The sequence below is a fragment of the Agrobacterium larrymoorei genome (assembly GCF_005145045.1).
GTDB lineage: Bacteria > Pseudomonadota > Alphaproteobacteria > Rhizobiales > Rhizobiaceae > Agrobacterium > Agrobacterium larrymoorei.
On record NZ_CP039691.1, the window covers coordinates 1,520,290 to 1,534,024 of the forward strand.

Annotated in this window: 14 protein-coding genes; 9 read left to right on the forward strand and 5 right to left on the reverse strand. The window is 56.5% G+C overall.

Features of this window, described 5'->3' with window-relative positions; all coding sequences use genetic code 11:
- Positions 1-164 precede the first annotated feature (164 nt).
- The 5 genes from CFBP5473_RS07190 to CFBP5473_RS07210 all read right to left on the reverse strand — a co-directional run bounded on the left by CFBP5473_RS07190 (position 165) and on the right by CFBP5473_RS07210 (position 3,692).
- Positions 165-470: a hypothetical protein gene (locus CFBP5473_RS07190; RefSeq protein ID WP_027673347.1), complete on the reverse strand. Its 306-nt coding sequence runs from the start codon at positions 468-470 to the stop codon at positions 165-167.
- A 199-nt stretch (positions 471-669) separates the two neighbouring features.
- On the reverse strand, positions 670-1,092 hold the full coding sequence (locus tag CFBP5473_RS07195; RefSeq protein ID WP_027673346.1) for an HIT family protein: 423 nt from the start codon (positions 1,090-1,092) through the stop codon (positions 670-672).
- Positions 1,093-1,170: 78 nt separating this feature from the next.
- Positions 1,171-2,361, reverse strand: a complete 1,191-nt coding sequence (locus CFBP5473_RS07200; RefSeq protein ID WP_027673345.1) for a GNAT family N-acetyltransferase — start codon at positions 2,359-2,361, stop codon at positions 1,171-1,173.
- A 126-nt stretch (positions 2,362-2,487) separates the two neighbouring features.
- Positions 2,488-3,225 (reverse strand): glycerophosphodiester phosphodiesterase, encoded by a 738-nt coding sequence (locus CFBP5473_RS07205; RefSeq protein WP_027673344.1) that lies wholly within the window; start codon positions 3,223-3,225, stop codon positions 2,488-2,490.
- Positions 3,222-3,692: a RidA family protein gene (locus CFBP5473_RS07210; RefSeq protein ID WP_027673343.1), complete on the reverse strand. Its 471-nt coding sequence runs from the start codon at positions 3,690-3,692 to the stop codon at positions 3,222-3,224. Before CFBP5473_RS07210 ends, CFBP5473_RS07205 begins: the two co-directional genes overlap by 4 nt.
- Before the next feature lie 118 nt (positions 3,693-3,810).
- Here CFBP5473_RS07210 and CFBP5473_RS07215 point away from each other — a divergent pair, with 118 nt between their 5' ends.
- From CFBP5473_RS07215 to bamA, 9 genes are all read left to right on the forward strand, one after another.
- Positions 3,811-4,656: a cell envelope integrity EipB family protein gene (locus CFBP5473_RS07215; RefSeq protein WP_027673342.1), complete on the forward strand. Its 846-nt coding sequence runs from the start codon at positions 3,811-3,813 to the stop codon at positions 4,654-4,656.
- Positions 4,657-4,848: 192 nt separating this feature from the next.
- A complete protein-coding gene (gene rpsB, locus CFBP5473_RS07220; protein ID WP_027673341.1) occupies positions 4,849-5,616 on the forward strand; it encodes a 30S ribosomal protein S2 in 768 nt (255 codons plus the stop codon).
- Between the two features lie 274 nt (positions 5,617-5,890).
- Positions 5,891-6,817: a translation elongation factor Ts gene (tsf, locus tag CFBP5473_RS07225; RefSeq protein WP_027673340.1), complete on the forward strand. Its 927-nt coding sequence runs from the start codon at positions 5,891-5,893 to the stop codon at positions 6,815-6,817.
- A gap of 198 nt (positions 6,818-7,015) precedes the next feature.
- On the forward strand, positions 7,016-7,738 hold the full coding sequence (gene pyrH, locus CFBP5473_RS07230) for a UMP kinase (protein ID WP_027673339.1): 723 nt from the start codon (positions 7,016-7,018) through the stop codon (positions 7,736-7,738).
- A gap of 66 nt (positions 7,739-7,804) precedes the next feature.
- Positions 7,805-8,362 carry a ribosome recycling factor gene (frr, locus tag CFBP5473_RS07235; RefSeq protein ID WP_027673338.1) on the forward strand — a complete coding sequence of 186 codons (558 nt, stop codon included), beginning with the start codon at positions 7,805-7,807 and terminating at the stop codon, positions 8,360-8,362.
- 67 nt (positions 8,363-8,429) lie between these two features.
- Positions 8,430-9,173, forward strand: coding sequence for an isoprenyl transferase (locus tag CFBP5473_RS07240; RefSeq protein ID WP_027673337.1), 744 nt, complete (start codon positions 8,430-8,432; stop codon positions 9,171-9,173).
- On the forward strand, positions 9,173-10,006 hold the full coding sequence (locus tag CFBP5473_RS07245) for a phosphatidate cytidylyltransferase (protein ID WP_027673336.1): 834 nt from the start codon (positions 9,173-9,175) through the stop codon (positions 10,004-10,006). Before CFBP5473_RS07240 ends, CFBP5473_RS07245 begins: the two co-directional genes overlap by 1 nt.
- Positions 10,007-10,060: 54 nt before the next feature.
- Positions 10,061-11,182: an RIP metalloprotease RseP gene (rseP, locus tag CFBP5473_RS07250; RefSeq protein ID WP_169696878.1), complete on the forward strand. Its 1,122-nt coding sequence runs from the start codon at positions 10,061-10,063 to the stop codon at positions 11,180-11,182.
- 200 nt (positions 11,183-11,382) lie between these two features.
- On the forward strand, positions 11,383-13,707 hold the full coding sequence (gene bamA / locus CFBP5473_RS07255; RefSeq protein WP_027673334.1) for an outer membrane protein assembly factor BamA: 2,325 nt from the start codon (positions 11,383-11,385) through the stop codon (positions 13,705-13,707).
- Positions 13,708-13,735: the final 28 nt, after the last annotated feature.

The window sequence follows — 13,735 nt, forward strand, 5'->3', positions numbered from 1 at the left end:
TCTGATTGAAAATGATGTAGATTCTCGGCAACATGAACAACTTATAAGAGTGTATAGCTGGTGAGCTGCCATGGCTCTACACCTTTACAGCTGCAAGCTACGCGTTAAGGAACTGATGCTCCGCAGTAGCTGTTCGTCGCAACGAGGATTCTGGACGTACCAGATCAGCTTTCTTGAACGAGACTTGCTCTGTGGCCCTCAATCCGCGCTTGTAGAGACGTCACAACAGCTTGAAGAAAATCGCGACGTCGGGGCTGGACGGTGCCTGTGAGAGTCGATTCGAGCCTGTCGTGGATTCTGGTCATGAAGCCAATGTGGTCGAAGCTGTCGGCGGCGATGTTGACTTCCACCTCTTCCATATAATGTGAGAGGTGAGGAGCGAGTTCGAGGTTCGCGTCCATTTGGTACATGGCGGCCATTCGTTCGGCGAGAATGCCCATCTGTACATGTGGTCCAAATCGGTCGCTCATTCAGTCTCCTTCATCTTGTTGCGATTGAGAGATAAGCGCTGTTTGCAACAAGCACGAGGGGGCTTGGACAACAATCCTGTAAAAAACGCGCGAGCAAGTGTTCGCTCGCGCGTTTTGTTACATTGAATGGGGTAGTCGGCCTGATGATCTGCCGCCGTTTTTCGCATCAAGCGCTACGGCTTAGGCGACTTCAACGTGACTACGCCAGCTCAGCCTTGATTCTCTCCGCATAGCCCTTCAACACCTCCGCATCCGCCATCGTGCCGCTATGCGGCTTCAGTGGTTCGCCTTCCTTGCGGGGGATGATGTGGAAGTGGAGGTGGAAGACGGTTTGGCCGGCGGCGGGTTCGTTGAATTGGGCGATGTAGACGCCGTCCGCTTCGAAAGCGTCCTTGGCTGCCATGGCGAGTTTCTGGACTGTGACGATTGTCTTTGCCAGAACCATTGGGTCGGCATCGAGAATGTTGCGTGCTTCCGTCTTGGGAACGACGAGAAGGTGGCCTGGGGCTTGGGGCATCACATCCATGAACGCCAGCGTATCTTCGTCTTCAAAGACCTTCACGGACGGGATTTCTCCGCGCAGGATCTTTGCGAAGATGTTGTTGGTGTCATAGGTCGTCATGATGTCGTCTCCCTCAATGCTTGCTTGCATCACGCCTTGATGCCGTGATTTGCTATCTGACGTGGTGTTCAACCTGCGTCAGTCGTCGGTTTCCTGCCGCTCACCTTTGCGGAAAGGGCTGTGATCTTCAAGATAGTCGTTGATCTCTTCCACCTCGCTACGCTCTCGCTCCAGATAATCCGCAATCGCGCGGCGCAGGCCGGGATGGGCGATGTAGTGGGCGGAATGGGTGGTGACTGGTGTGTAGCCACGGGCGAGCTTATGTTCGCCCTGCGCACCGGCTTCCACGCGTTTCAGGCCCTTTGACAGAGCGAAGTCGATGGCCTGATGATAACAAACCTCGAAATGCAGAAATGGATGATCCTCGATGCAGCCCCAATGGCGGCCATAAAGCGCATCGCTGCCGATGAAGTTGATGGCGCCCGCAATATACTTACCCTCGCGCTTTGCCATGACCAGCAGGATGTCATCCGGCATCCGCTCGCCTATGAGCGAGTAGAACTCACGGGTGAGGTAGGGTTTGCCCCATTTGCGGCTGCCGGTATCCATATAGAAGGTGAAGAACTGGTCCCAGATATCTTCCGTCAGATCGCTGCCGGTCAGCCAGTCGATCTCAATGCCGTTTTCCAGCGCCGCGCGGCGTTCTTTTTTCAGCGTCTTGCGCTTTCGCGATGACAGGGCGTCGAGAAAATCTGCGTGGTCGCGGTAACCTTCATTGATGAAGTGGAACTGCTGGTCGGTGCGGTGCAGGAAGCCGCTATCCTCGAGTGCTTCGATCTCGTCTTCGGGCGCAAACGTCACATGTGCCGAGGATACGCCGAGCTTTTCCGTCACTTGGGCGAGGCCGGATGCGAGGACCTGTTGGAAAGCGGCAGAATCCAATCCGGCTGTCAGCAGCCTGGGGCCGGTTGCAGGTGTGAAGGGAACCGAGCATTGGAGCTTGGGATAATAACGCCCACCCGCCTGCTCGAAAGCATCCGCCCAACCGTGATCGAAGACATATTCGCCGCGGCTGTGGTTTTTCAGATAGGCCGGGATCGCCCCCATCAATTCACCATCACCGCGCTCCAGCAGGAGATGCTGGCCGAGCCAGCCAGTCTTGGCTGTGGCCGAGCCGGAGTCTTCCATCGATGAGAGGAAGGCGTGCGATATGAAGGGGTTGTACGGTTTTGTTAATGTAGTTTTAGATGTTCCGAAAAGCCTGTTCCAGCTTTCCGGATCAATGTCCTTGAAGGACTGTGCAACGCGAATGGAATATTCATCGCTCATGCGGCCTGCCAAATGGCTAAAGCATGTCGCGTCTAATTGTCTTCAATTAAACGATAACGTACATGCGAGAAAATAAGGATCTAAAGCGGGTCGCGGTGAATCCTATTCACTGCGACCCGCTTTAGATTATGCTGTCGGTGCTGACGCCTTCGGGTCGAAACCTTCGAACGTCATCTGGTCAGTATATGTATAGGTCTTCTCTTTGGCGTTTTCATCCCGCACGGTCCATGTAATCACCGGAACGTTCAGTTTTCTCTGCGCTTCAATGAAGCTGTTGGGCAGATGCCCCCAGAAATAGGAGATGAAATCGAGGCCGATCTGCATCGCCTCGTCATGCTTGAAGAAGTCTTCCGGCTTGGCGCCTTCCGCCGTCAGGCCAAGCGGCCAGGGGGAACCAGCTGCCTTCAGGTCTTTCAGCAAATGGTGGTCGAAGCTCATCAGCGCAACGTGGCCCTGATAGCCTTCGAGGTCTTCCAGCACTGCTTCGGCAAAACCGTCATCCACGCCTTGGCCTTCGCGACCCTTGAGTTCGATGACAAGCGGCACTTTACCAGCGCAAAGCTTCAAAAGCTGCTTCAGTGTCGGCACGCGATCCTTGGTCTGGCCGATGGAGAGCATGCCGAGTTCTGCGGACGTGCGCTCCCGCACATCGCCTTTAATGCCCGTCAGCCGCGTCATCTCGTCATCGTGGAAAATGACCGGAACGCTGTCCGCTGCCAGTTGCACATCGCATTCGATAGCGAATCCGGCTTCGATTGCGCGGGAGAATGCAGAAAGCGTGTTCTCCCATACGGCCTTGTTCATGTCGTGATAGCCACGGTGGGCCACGGGCTGCGCCGTCAGCCAGGAAAGCTTCAATGTCATGCGTCGATTTCCACGATGGCGTCGATCTCGACAGCGGCATTGAAGGGCAGGGACGCCATGCCGACGGCTGCGCGTGCATGCTTGCCAGCATCGCCAAGAACGTTCGCGATAAGGTTCGAAGCGCCGTTGATGACGAGGTGCTGCTCGGTGAATTCCGGGACGGAGGCGACAAAGCCGTTCAGCTTCAGCACGCGGCGAACCTTGGAGAGATCGCCGTTCAGCGCTGCCTTGACCTGTGCCAGAATGTTGACCGCGCAGAGTTCTGCGGCCTTCTGAGCCGTCGCAACATCCACATCGCGGCCGACATGGCCGGTAACCGCAATCTTGCCGGATTCCATGGGCAATTGACCGGAGATGTAGAGCAGATTGCCGCTGATGGTGAAGGGCACGTAGTTTGCAGCAGGCGCTGCGGCAGCGGGAAGAGTGTAACCGAGTTCCTTCAGGCGAGCTTCGATGGCTTCCGACATTTTTTCCGTTTCCGCTTTTGTTGTAAATCTTTCAAAAATCCGGCATTCAGTTCATGATGTCCAAAAGCCGGACGGTTGCTTGTACAGTATGAGCGATGAGTCCAACAGGAGATATTGTATGATCGTCAGGAACCTTGCTCTCGTTCTTGCCGCTGGCGTGGGTTTCACACCCTGCATCGCAAGTGCCGTGCCTGCCAGCGTTCCCAGCCTGATCTCGCATCGGGCCGTCTACGATCTCGAGTTGAAGGACGCCTCCGACCGCTCCGGCATCGAAGGTATGACGGGACGTATGGTGTATGAGTTCACCGGCTCTTCGTGCAAGGGTTACAAGACGGATTTCCGCTTCGTAACGCAGATCAATACCGGCGACGCGGTGCGGCTGACTGACCAGCAGACGACGACCTTCGAGGATGCGGCGTCGAAGAAATTCACCTTCGAAACCAAGTCCTTTACCGATGACAAGCTGGACAAGGAAGTAACGGGTTCTGCGGCTGACAATGACGGCAACATGACCGTGGATCTGACCAAGCCGGATGCGCGAAAGATCGATCTCGGCGCCGGTGAGTTTCCGACCGAGCATATGTATCAGGTCATCGAAAATGCCAAACTCGGCAAGCGCATCTTCGAATCGCGTGTTTTCGATGGATCCGATGATGGTGACCAGAGCCTGATCACCTCCACGCTGGTCGGCAAGCAGCAGACGCCGAAGGACGGCGATACGGACGCCGATGCGGGCATGGCGGGCGATTTCGCCAAAGCGCCGTTCTGGCCGGTGACGATTGCCTATTACAACGACAAGACGGGAACGGATTCTCTGCCGATCTACCGCATGTCGTTCAAGCTCTATGAAAATGGAATCACGCGCGATCTGACCATGGATTACGGGGATTTCGTGCTGACGGGTAAACTCGCGAAGCTCGATGTTTTGAAGCCCGAGACTTGCGAAGCGGCGCCCATGCGCTGAAAAGCAGCGGCATTGCGCGTTTTTTAATGTCGCATGCTTGCAATTTGGGTGAGGGCGCTGTATGCGGCTCACCATTCCACACGCGAAGCTTGGGGTGTTCCGGGAGAAATCCGGTCCATTCCGCCCGGTGGTGCCGCTTCAAAACGGCGCTGTTCGCTTCGTGGGGGTTCAACCGGAAAAGGATAACTAGGCATGGCATTGCCCGATTTTTCTATGCGTCAGCTTCTCGAAGCTGGTGTTCACTTTGGTCACCAGACACATCGCTGGAACCCGAAGATGAAGCCGTACATCTTCGGCGACCGTAACAACATCCACATCATCGACCTGGCTCAGACCGTTCCGATGCTGTCGCGCGCTCTTCAGGTCGTTTCCGACACTGTTGCTCGTGGTGGCCGCGTTCTGTTCGTTGGTACGAAGCGTCAGGCTTCCGAAATCATCGCAGACAGCGCAAAGCGCTCCGCTCAGTACTACGTCAACTCGCGTTGGCTCGGCGGCATGATGACGAACTGGAAGACGATTTCGAACTCTATCCAGCGTCTTCGCAAGGTTGATGAAATCCTGAACTCCGAAGCTTCGGGCTACTCCAAGAAGGAGCGTCTGAACCTTGAGCGCGAGCGCGAGAAGCTTGAAAAGGCTCTCGGCGGTATCCGCGATATGGGCGGCGTTCCGGACCTGATGTTCATCATCGACACCAACAAGGAAAAGATCGCAATCGAAGAAGCCAAGCGTCTTGGCATCCCGGTTGTTGCTATCATCGACAGCAACTGCGATCCGGACCACATCGACTTCCCGATCCCAGGCAACGACGACGCTTCGCGCGCCATCTCGCTCTACTGCGACCTGATTGCACGCGCTGCAATCGACGGTATCGCACGTCAGCAGGGCGCTTCTGGCCGCGACATCGGCGCTTCTGAAGAAGCTCCTGTCGAGCCAGCTCTCGAAGACGAATCCAACGCCTGATAATGGGCCGTCTGGCGGCGTCGTGACGCCGCCGTTCAATCAGGATAAGACAAGGCCGTTCTGGACTAGATGTTCGACGGCCTTGTTCGTTTAAAGCCACTGCACGTCCCGTAGCCGCGTCAAAAGACGATGAGTTGGGGAACAGCGGGGGTTTGAGCAAGTTTCGTGACGGCTGCTTCATCAGGCTGTCACAGTTCCGGGTACATTCGTTCCCAAAATCCGATTTTCGGCCTGGCAAACTGCCGTGACCGACCGAACCGACAAGAGGCACACAATGAGCGAAATCACAGCCGCAATGGTAAAGGAACTGCGCGAAAAGTCTGGCGCAGGTATGATGGATTGCAAAAAGGCGCTGGCTGAAACGGGCGGCGACATGGAAGCTGCAATCGACTGGCTGCGCGCCAAGGGTATCGCCAAGGCTGACAAGAAGTCTGGCCGCACCGCTGCTGAAGGCCTCATCGGTATCGCTTCTGCTGGCCACAAGGCTGTCGTTATTGAAATCAACTCCGAAACCGACTTCGTTGCCCGTAACGACGCTTTCCAGGACATCGTCCGTGGCGTTGCTTCGGTTGCCCTGACGACCAATGGTTCGGTTGATGCCATCGCTGCTGCGACCTATCCGGCAACCGGCAAGACCGTTGCAGATACCATCAAGGACGCAATCGCCACCATCGGCGAGAACATGACGCTGCGCCGCGCAGCCCTGCTCGAAGTCGAGCATGGCGTTGTTGCGACCTACGTTCACAACGCTGCTGGCGACGGCATCGGCAAGCTCGGCGTTCTGGTTGCGCTGAAGTCCGAAGGCGACAAGGCTGTTCTGACGTCCATCGGTCGCCAGATTGCCATGCACATCGCTGCAACGAACCCGCTCGCCATCCGCGCTGAAGAAGTTGATGCCGCCGTTGCAGAACGCGAGCGCAACGTATTCATCGAGCAGGCCCGCGAATCCGGCAAGCCGGAAGCCATCATCGAAAAGATGGTCGATGGCCGTATGCGCAAGTTCTTCGAAGAAGTTGCTCTTCTCTCGCAGGCTTTCGTCATCAACCCTGACCTGACGGTCGAGGCTGCTGTCAAGGAAGCTGAAAAGGAAGCTGGCGCGAAGATCGAAGTCGTCGGCATGGCTCGCCTGCTTCTCGGCGAAGGCATCGAAAAGGAAGAGAGCGACTTCGCTGCTGAAGTTGCTGCGGTCGCCAAGGGCTGATCGATTCATCCTAATGCTGGAAAACTATGGGGCATCGCGTGACAACGCGGTGCCCTTCGTGTATCCGCGTTGCGGTTACAGTCTACATTGCATGATAAATTCCAAGAGTTTTCATGCGGCTGTAGATTTTCTATGTTTCGCATACCGTTGCAGCAAATCCGGTGCCAGACTTTGCGCGACCTGCCCAAAGGAGTCATGATGTCTTCCAAGCCGCTCTATAAACGTGTCCTTCTCAAAGCGTCCGGCGAAGCCCTCATGGGCGATCAAGGGTTCGGTATCGACGTCGCCGTCGCAGACCGTATCGCTTCCGATATTGCCGAGGCCCGCGCCATGGGCGTCGAAGTCGGTGTCGTCGTGGGTGGCGGTAACATCTTTCGCGGTGTGGCCGTGGCCTCCAAGGGCGGCGACCGCGTGACCGGCGACCACATGGGCATGCTGGCAACCGTCATCAATGCGCTGGCGCTGGCAACATCGCTGCGCAAACAGGCGATCGATACGGTCGTTCTGTCGGCCATCGCCATGCCTGAAATCTGCGAAAGCTTCTCCCAGCGCGCCGCAATTCATCATCTGTCTCAGGGCAGGGTGGTGATCTTTGCTGGTGGCACGGGCAACCCCTTCTTCACCACCGATTCCGCTGCAGCCCTTCGCGCCGCCGAAATGGGCGCTGAAGCCATCTTCAAGGGCACGCAGGTCGACGGCATCTATTCCGCCGATCCTAAGAAGGATCCGACCGCGACCCGCTTCGACGAGCTGACCCACTCGGAAGTTCTGGGCAAGGGTCTGGCCGTGATGGACGTTGCAGCCGTGGCCCTTGCGCGCGAAAACCACATTCCGATCATCGTCTTCTCGATCCACGAGAAGGGCGGTTTTGCGCAAATATTGACGGGCGGCGGTCGCAAGACCATCGTGCACGACAAATAATCGAACGGGCGTTGATTCCACGCTATGAAATTGGGCCTCATGGGCCAGAACTGACGGAGTATGAAAATGAGTGGTATTGACCTCAATGACATCAAGCGCCGCATGGATGGCGCCATCAACGCGTTCAAGAGCGATATCGCTTCGCTGCGCACGGGACGTGCGTCTGCCAACATTCTCGACCCGGTTACGGTTGATGCCTATGGTTCCCGCGTTCCGCTGTCGCAGGTTGCCAACATCACCGTACCTGAGCCACGCATGCTGGGCGTCAACATCTGGGACAAGTCCATGGTCGGCGCAGTCGACCGTGCGATCCGCGAATCCAACCTCGGACTGAACCCGATTGTCGATGGTCAGAACCTGCGCATTCCGCTTCCAGAGCTCAACGAAGAGCGGCGCAAGTCGCTCGTCAAGGTCGCTCATGACTATGCCGAGAAGGCCAAGGTCGCCATTCGCCACGTCCGCCGTGACGGCATGGACGGTCTAAAAAAGGCCGAAAAGGATGGTGACATCGGGCAGGACGAAAGCCGTGGTCAGTCCGACAAGGTTCAGAAAATGACGGACGACACGATTTCGGAAATTGATCGCTTGCTTGCGGACAAGGAAAAAGAAATCATGCACGTCTGATTGGCTTTCTGCCAGTCACTGCATACTATTGCTTTTTTCAACTCCGCACTGCCTAAACTGGATTGAGATGTCGGAAACAACACGTTCCCCATTACCTGAACACGTTGCCATCATCATGGATGGTAACGGACGCTGGGCCAAACAGCGCGGGCTTCCGCGCGTCATGGGGCATCGGCGTGGTGTTGAAGCCGTGCGCGAAACAGTGAAGGCAGCGGGCGAGTTCGGGCTGAAATACCTCACACTCTTTGCCTTCTCCTCCGAAAACTGGCGCCGTCCCGAATCGGAAGTGATGGATCTTCTCGGTCTGCTGAAGGCGTTCATCCGCCGCGATCTGGCCGAGCTCCACAAGGAGAATGTGCGCGTGCGCGTCATCGGTGACCGCGCTGGCCTGAAGGACGATATCCGCTCCCTGCTTGAAGAGGCGGAACAGACGACACGTGATAATACCGCGCTAACCCTTGTCATCGCCTTCAACTACGGCTCTCGCGATGAGATCGCGCGCGCCGCAGCGTCTCTGGCGCAGGATGTGGCAGCGGGGCGTCTCGATGCTTCGGCGATCACGCCTGAGGCCATCAACGAGCGGCTGGATACGGCTGGTATGCCTGATCCCGATCTCATAATCCGCACCAGCGGGGAAGAGCGCCTCTCCAATTTCCTTCTCTGGCAGGCGGCCTATGCCGAATTCCTGTTCATTCCAGAGTTCTGGCCGGACTTCAACCGGCAGATATTCGTCTCGGCCATCGATCAATTCATGACAAGGGACCGCCGTTTCGGCGGGCTTTCCAGTCAAGTCGCTCTGGCGGGCGCATAATGAGCCGCGAATTGAAGCTGCGGATCATTTCCGCCATCGTGCTGGCCGCGATCATTCTGACGGCCACCTGGTATGGCGGACTGATGTTCCGCATCGTCGCGGGTCTTTTGGCGCTCCTCATCTATTATGAGTGGAGCACGATCACGAAACTTTCCGACGCCAACCCGACAGGCTATGCCTGGGGATGGTTCTCCGTTGCCGTGATGAGCGGTAACACGATTTTCGGCGAGAGCTCGCTCGATCTGCCGCTTCTTTCCGGCTTTACCATAACGGCCGCCTTGTTTCCGATTTTGCGCGGAAAAAACTGGTGGCTGGTCGGCGGCATCGTTTATGCGGGCCTGAGTGGAATTTCGCTCGCCGCCATTCGCGGCGAAGAATCGGTTGGCCTCGTTGCCATGCTCTTCGTCTTCGCCATCGTCTGGGCAACCGACATTCTGGCCTATTTTGTTGGACGTGCTATTGGCGGGCCGAAGCTTGCGCCGGCAATTTCGCCGGGCAAAACATGGTCGGGTGCTGTGGGCGGAACGGTTTCGGGCGTCATCGCCGGTGGTATCGTGGCCTTTGCCTATCATGGGCGCGTTGCGCTGGTGGTGGTTCTGCTGGCGCTTGCGCTGTCCATCTTCAGCCAGATCGGCGACCTTTTCGAATCCTTCATCAAGCGGCGTTTCAAGGTGAAGGACTCCAGCAACCTGATCCCCGGCCATGGCGGCTTCATGGACCGGGTTGACGGTCTTGTTTTCGCCTGCTTTACCGTATTCCTGATTGCTGTCGTTCACGCGGCGGTAACCGGCGATGTGCCAGGCTCAGGCGATGGCATTCTGCTCGGTTTCTGAGCCTGCCGCGAAACGATAACAGAACAAGGGACCGGGTAAGGGATGGACACTATCATGGCTGCGGTTGGTTTTGTGACCGGTTATATGGTGCCGTTCATTCTGGTTCTTTCGTTGCTGGTCTTCGTGCATGAGATGGGTCACTACCTCGTAGGGCGCTGGTGCGGTATTCGCTCGACCGCCTTTTCCGTCGGTTTCGGCCCCGAACTCATCGGTTTCACCGACAAGCGCGGCACCCGCTGGAAGCTTTCGGCCATTCCGCTCGGCGGCTACGTCAAGTTCTTCGGCGACGATGATGCATCGAGCAAGCCGGACAATGACAGCCTTTCCGGCCTGACGCTTGAGGAGAGGGCGCAGACGCTGGCAGGCGCAAAGCTGTGGAAAAGAGCAGCCACCGTCGCCGCCGGTCCGATTGCCAATTTCATCCTCGCGATTCTCATCTTCGCAACGCTCTTCACCATCTATGGCCGCATGATCTCAGATCCCGTGGTCTCCGAAGTGCGTCCCGATAGCGCGGCGCAGGCGGCTGGTATCATGCCCGGCGACCGGCTGATCGCCATCGACGGCGAGAAAGTGACGACCTTCGAAGATGTTCGCCGTTATGTCAGCATCCGTCCTGGCACGCAGATCGATGTGACCGTGGAGCGGAACGGGCAGGAGCTTTCGCTGCCCATGACGCCTGCGCGCACGGAAACGACGGACCAGTTCGGCAACAAGATCGAGCTGGGAATCATCGGCATCGTGACCGACCAGACACGCGGCAATTTCCGCCATGTGACCTACGGACCGGTCGAAGCCGTGGTCGAAGGCGTTCGCGAAACCGGCCATGTGATCACGGGGACGTTCAATTATATTGGCAATCTCGTGACCGGGCGCATGAATGCCGATCAGCTGGGCGGACCGGTGCGCGTCGCGCAGGCATCGGGACAGATGGCAACCCTTGGCGTTGCGGCTGTTATCCAGCTTGCTGCAGTCCTTTCAGTTTCCATTGGACTACTCAATCTAATGCCCGTTCCAATTCTGGACGGCGGCCATCTTGTGTTCTATGCGATAGAAGCAGTGCGCGGCAGACCGCTTGGTTCCGGCGCGCAGGAGGTCGCTTTCCGCATCGGCTTGGCAATGATCTTCAGCCTGATGGTGTTTGCGACTTGGAATGATATCAGCAGCTTGATCGGCTAAACCTCGGTTTAGAGCTGTTTTTTTAAGAGGGCGTTTACCTTGTTTTGATGCCAAAGTGGCGATTGAGCCACGGTGGCTTGCGAAGTAAACAGAAATTAACGGTCGGGCTTGCTTGTAGAGGAAAAGCAGGTAAAACGACGCAGATGGCCGGAGTCGGGTTCTGCCCGCTGAGGGACAACGGGAAAAGGTAAGAATTGAAAATGAAGGCTGGTTCAAGATTTTTGAACGCGGTATCGGCGGTTGCGCTGTCTGCTGGTGTTTCTTCGATTGCAGCTGTGGGGGTGCTTGCTTCTGCCGGTGTTGCCAATGCGGCTGTTGTCAGCAGAATTGATGTTCGCGGTGCTGAACGCTCCGGTGCGGATGCTGTTCGTTCCAACATCACGATCGCTCCAGGTCGTAATTTCTCGAATTCCGATATCGATGAATCGGTAAAGCGCCTTTATGCGACGGGATACTTCTCCAATGTCAGCATGCGCGTTTCCGGCAACGCTCTCGTTGTTACGGTCGCCGAGAACAATCTCGTCAATCAGGTCGTTTTCAACGGCAACCGCAAGATCAAGGACGACAAGCTTCAGGGCATCGTTCAGACGCAGTCTCTCGGCCCGTATGATCAGACGATCGTGACGGCTGATATCGCCCGCATCAAGGATGCCTATGCTGCCATTGGCCGTAGTGACATTCAGGTTACGACTCAGGTCGTTCCCGTAGGTCAGGGTCGCGTAAACCTCGCTTTCCAGATCAACGAAGGTGAGCGCACCAAGATCGCGCGCATCGATTTCGTCGGCAACAATGCCTACAGCGATGGCCGTCTGGCTGCCGTTATCAACACCAAGAAGTCCAACATGCTGTCGTTCCTGACACGTAAGGACGTCTATAATGAGGACAAGCTGCGCGCTGACGAAGAAGCGCTGCGCCAGTTCTATTACAATCGCGGCTATGCCGACTTCCGCGTAATCTCTTCGAATGCCGTCCTCGATGAGGCGAGCAACGAATACACCATCACCATCACTGTGGATGAAGGCCAGCGCTACGCATTCGGTAACGTCGCCGTCGAATCGACTGTTCCGGGCGTCGATGGTTCGCAGCTTCAGGGTCTCGTTGAGACCAAGGCTGGCTCGAATTACAGCGCCAAGGAAGTTCAGCAGAGCATGGAAGCCATTTCCAAGCGCGTTGCCGCAGAAGGTTATCCTTTTGCCCGTGTAACGCCGCGCGGCGACCGTGACCTTTCAGGCAACACCATTGGCGTTACCTACATCGTTGATCAGGGTGAGCGCGCTTACGTCGAGCGTATCGAAATCCGCGGAAACACCCGCACGCGTGACTATGTCATCCGTCGCGAGTTCGACATCAGCGAAGGCGATGCGTTTAACCAGACCGTTGTCAGCGCTGCAAAGCGTCGTCTTGAAGCGCTGGGTTACTTCTCCAAGGTCAATATCAGCACCTCGCAGGGCAGCGCTCCTGACCGCGTCGTGATCGTCGTTGACGTAGAAGATCAGGCAACCGGCTCCTTCGGTATCGGTGCTGGTTACTCGCAGAACGACGGTGCGCTGCTCGAAGCCTCCATCGAAGAGAAGAACTTCCTCGGTCGTGGTCAGTACATCCGCTTGGCCGCTGGTGCAGGTCAGGATGATGCGCGCAGCTACACGCTGTCCTTCACCGAGCCTTACTTCCTCGGCTATCGCCTTGCTGCCGGTTTTGATCTGTTCAAGAGCCAGACCAAGAGCGAAGACTACTATAACTACGACGAGCAGGGCTTCGCACTTCGCGTAACCGCGCCGATCACCGAAAATCTCGCGACGACGTTCAAGTACACGTACAAGCAGATTCAGTATGACGGTAAGGGTGACTACCAGACAAATCTGGCCTCTCCTTACGTCGATCTGATTGATCAGAATAACGGTGAATGGACACAGTCCATCATCTCTAACACGCTGAGCTACAATACTCTTGATGATCGCAACATGCCGCGTGAAGGCTGGCAGGCTGCTCTCACCAACGAATTTGCAGGTCTTGGTGGTGATTCTGAGTACTACAAGATCTACGGTAAGGCACGTTACTACCATACTTTGTCTGACGAGTATGACATCATCGGTTCTCTGACCGCGCAGGCTGGTTACGTTGCTCCGACGGGTGATAATCTCTACGTTTTCGATCAGTTCAAGATCGGTGGTCGCGTTATCCGTGGCTTCAAGAACGACGGTATCGGCCCGCGTATCGGCGACGATGCAATCGGTGGCACGACTTACTTTGCCGCTTCGGCTGAAGTTACCGCACCGATGCCAGGCGTTCCGGAAGACTTCGGCCTTCGTCTTGCAGGCTTCGTGGATGCCGGTACGCTCTATGGCAACAAGGTTGCCAATGCGACGGGCGTTCAGGATGACAGCTCGATCCGTGCTTCTGCCGGTATCGGCATCATGTGGGCTTCGCCATTCGGTCCGCTGCGCGTAGATTATGCAGTGCCGTTTGCCAAGGAAGACTACGACGAAACGCAGAATTTCCGGTTTGGCATGTCCAACACTTTCTGATATCGGCAGTCCAGAACTGCATATTTGA

Coding starts and splice junctions, on each gene's coding strand:
- CFBP5473_RS07190 (WP_027673347.1), bottom strand. CDS start 470: ATGAGCGACCGATTTGGACCACATGTACAGATGGGCATTCTCGCCGAA.
- CFBP5473_RS07195 (WP_027673346.1), bottom strand. CDS start 1,092: ATGACGACCTATGACACCAACAACATCTTCGCAAAGATCCTGCGCGGA.
- CFBP5473_RS07200 (WP_027673345.1), bottom strand. CDS start 2,361: ATGAGCGATGAATATTCCATTCGCGTTGCACAGTCCTTCAAGGACATT.
- CFBP5473_RS07205 (WP_027673344.1), bottom strand. CDS start 3,225: ATGACATTGAAGCTTTCCTGGCTGACGGCGCAGCCCGTGGCCCACCGT.
- CFBP5473_RS07210 (WP_027673343.1), bottom strand. CDS start 3,692: ATGTCGGAAGCCATCGAAGCTCGCCTGAAGGAACTCGGTTACACTCTT.
- CFBP5473_RS07215 (WP_027673342.1), top strand. CDS start 3,811: ATGATCGTCAGGAACCTTGCTCTCGTTCTTGCCGCTGGCGTGGGTTTC.
- rpsB (WP_027673341.1), top strand. CDS start 4,849: ATGGCATTGCCCGATTTTTCTATGCGTCAGCTTCTCGAAGCTGGTGTT.
- tsf (WP_027673340.1), top strand. CDS start 5,891: ATGAGCGAAATCACAGCCGCAATGGTAAAGGAACTGCGCGAAAAGTCT.
- pyrH (WP_027673339.1), top strand. CDS start 7,016: ATGTCTTCCAAGCCGCTCTATAAACGTGTCCTTCTCAAAGCGTCCGGC.
- frr (WP_027673338.1), top strand. CDS start 7,805: ATGAGTGGTATTGACCTCAATGACATCAAGCGCCGCATGGATGGCGCC.
- CFBP5473_RS07240 (WP_027673337.1), top strand. CDS start 8,430: ATGTCGGAAACAACACGTTCCCCATTACCTGAACACGTTGCCATCATC.
- CFBP5473_RS07245 (WP_027673336.1), top strand. CDS start 9,173: ATGAGCCGCGAATTGAAGCTGCGGATCATTTCCGCCATCGTGCTGGCC.
- rseP (WP_169696878.1), top strand. CDS start 10,061: ATGGCTGCGGTTGGTTTTGTGACCGGTTATATGGTGCCGTTCATTCTG.
- bamA (WP_027673334.1), top strand. CDS start 11,383: ATGAAGGCTGGTTCAAGATTTTTGAACGCGGTATCGGCGGTTGCGCTG.